Origin of the sequence: Pedobacter cryoconitis, assembly GCF_003259615.1 — a bacterium.
Taxonomy (GTDB): Bacteria; Bacteroidota; Bacteroidia; order Sphingobacteriales; family Sphingobacteriaceae; genus Pedobacter; species Pedobacter cryoconitis.
In genome coordinates this window covers 1-1,543 of sequence record NZ_QLLR01000073.1, presented here as the reverse complement: position 1 = coordinate 1,543, position 1,543 = coordinate 1, and the positions used below count along the sequence as shown (strand labels likewise).

The 1,543-nt window shown below is 31.0% G+C and carries 2 protein-coding genes; both read right to left on the bottom strand.

The annotated features are described in order from the left end of the window. Positions 1 to 74: 74 nt before the first annotated feature. The gene (locus LY11_RS26400) at positions 75 to 557 is read right to left on the bottom strand and encodes a hypothetical protein (protein WP_111636564.1); all 483 of its coding nucleotides are present in this window, start codon (positions 555 to 557) and stop codon (positions 75 to 77) included. Between the two features lie 198 nt (positions 558 to 755). Next, positions 756 to 1,322 carry an ATP-grasp domain-containing protein gene (locus tag LY11_RS26390; protein ID WP_111636562.1) on the bottom strand — a complete coding sequence of 189 codons (567 nt, stop codon included), beginning with the start codon at positions 1,320 to 1,322 and terminating at the stop codon, positions 756 to 758. Between the last annotated feature and the right edge of the window lie 221 nt (positions 1,323 to 1,543).

The window sequence follows — 1,543 nt, the reverse complement described above, 5'->3', positions numbered from 1 at the left end:
CATTCATTCTTGCCATTTTCTATGTAGCATTCTTGCCGAATGTTATGTATTCCTAATTGCCAAAAACCCTGCATTCATGATTGCCGTTCACAGGAAGTTTTAAAAACACTTAAATAACCATTTATCACATCAATAGTAATGAAATTCAAGAATCTTATTTGAACAGCCTTACATGCCAAATCATCTAACTGTTTAATCGCGTACTCAAAGTCGAACTGAGAATAATTATCAATCTCTATTATTGAATTTGTAATCACATTAGGAGAATACCATGTAAAATCTATATTGGGGAAGGAACTAGGCTCATTAGTGTAAAAACCCATTTCCGCTTCAATAAATTGATTAAAAAAATCATCGATAAAACTGTCTTTATCATTATAGAGAGCTTTTATTGAGGCAATGTCCAAATTTTCAGACATCTTCAAGATCGAATATGCATCATTTGATAAAGAATAGAATCCCTTTCTCTGTAAATCATAAACAAGACTTTTGGACCTCCCAAAAACCAATTGACAGCAAGCAAACATTTTAAACCAAATTTCTGATGTCTTACTCATTAAAAAATATTAGATATTGTTTTGTAAAATGGAAGTGTGAAATACGTATCTGTCTTATGAAAACTGCTTTTTGTAATTGTGTTAAATACATATTTTTCATGTGAATTTTCATTCATTAAAGTAAATAAAAAATAGCACACAGGCAGAGTCTCTCTCAATTCTTCACTGATAGGCTGTATTTTAAAATTATCTATTGGCTTATCCATTATTAATCAAATATTTTGAAATCTCTTTATCAAGATGATAGTTACAAGGGTAAGAAGTCATTCCATACTGACCAGTCGGATTAATTTCAAGAAAAACAATACGTGAGTCATTAGTTTTGACAAAATCTATTGATCCAGTATTTAACCCTATAAGTTCCATTAAATTTGTAATTTTCTCTTCCAGAATGGATGATAATTGATAAGGGACTCGTCTGTTTTTAAAATCCTTCCTAAAGTCAGTACTAGATGTAGAACCTAATTGGGAAAATATTGCCATCGAATAAACCTTCCCATTCAAATAGAAAGCACGAATTTCAAGATCCTTATCAAGCTTTTCTTGAAATAATGAATAAGCAAATGTTTCGGGAATTTTGTCCAAAACATTAGTGGTGATTTCCTCCGTATAATTTAAATATACCTCCTCATTATCATCCGATGAAACCCTTATATCAAAGATCTCACTAATAGATTTAGTTATAAGCTTATCCTTATTTAGCAAAAAAGTTTCAACCTGTTTTTTTTTATTGGTGATTAAAGTTGCAGGAATATCAATCCCCATACTTCTGGCCAAATTTAACACCTCAATTTTATTAAGTCGATAATTTCTAAAATTCCCCAATTTCCTCTTCCCTTTTTCTAATGAAGAAAAAATAAATGAGGCGCAATTAACATATTCATGATAAAAGGTAACCACTCAGGTTCTATGAAACGGCAATAGTACAGAACGCATTAAGAACGCACTGAGCATTTTTAATGCAGGTGTCAGTAATGGAACGTATG

Coding starts and splice junctions, on each gene's coding strand:
- LY11_RS26390 (WP_111636562.1), bottom strand. CDS start 1,322: ATGGGGATTGATATTCCTGCAACTTTAATCACCAATAAAAAAAAACAG.
- LY11_RS26400 (WP_111636564.1), bottom strand. CDS start 557: ATGAGTAAGACATCAGAAATTTGGTTTAAAATGTTTGCTTGCTGTCAA.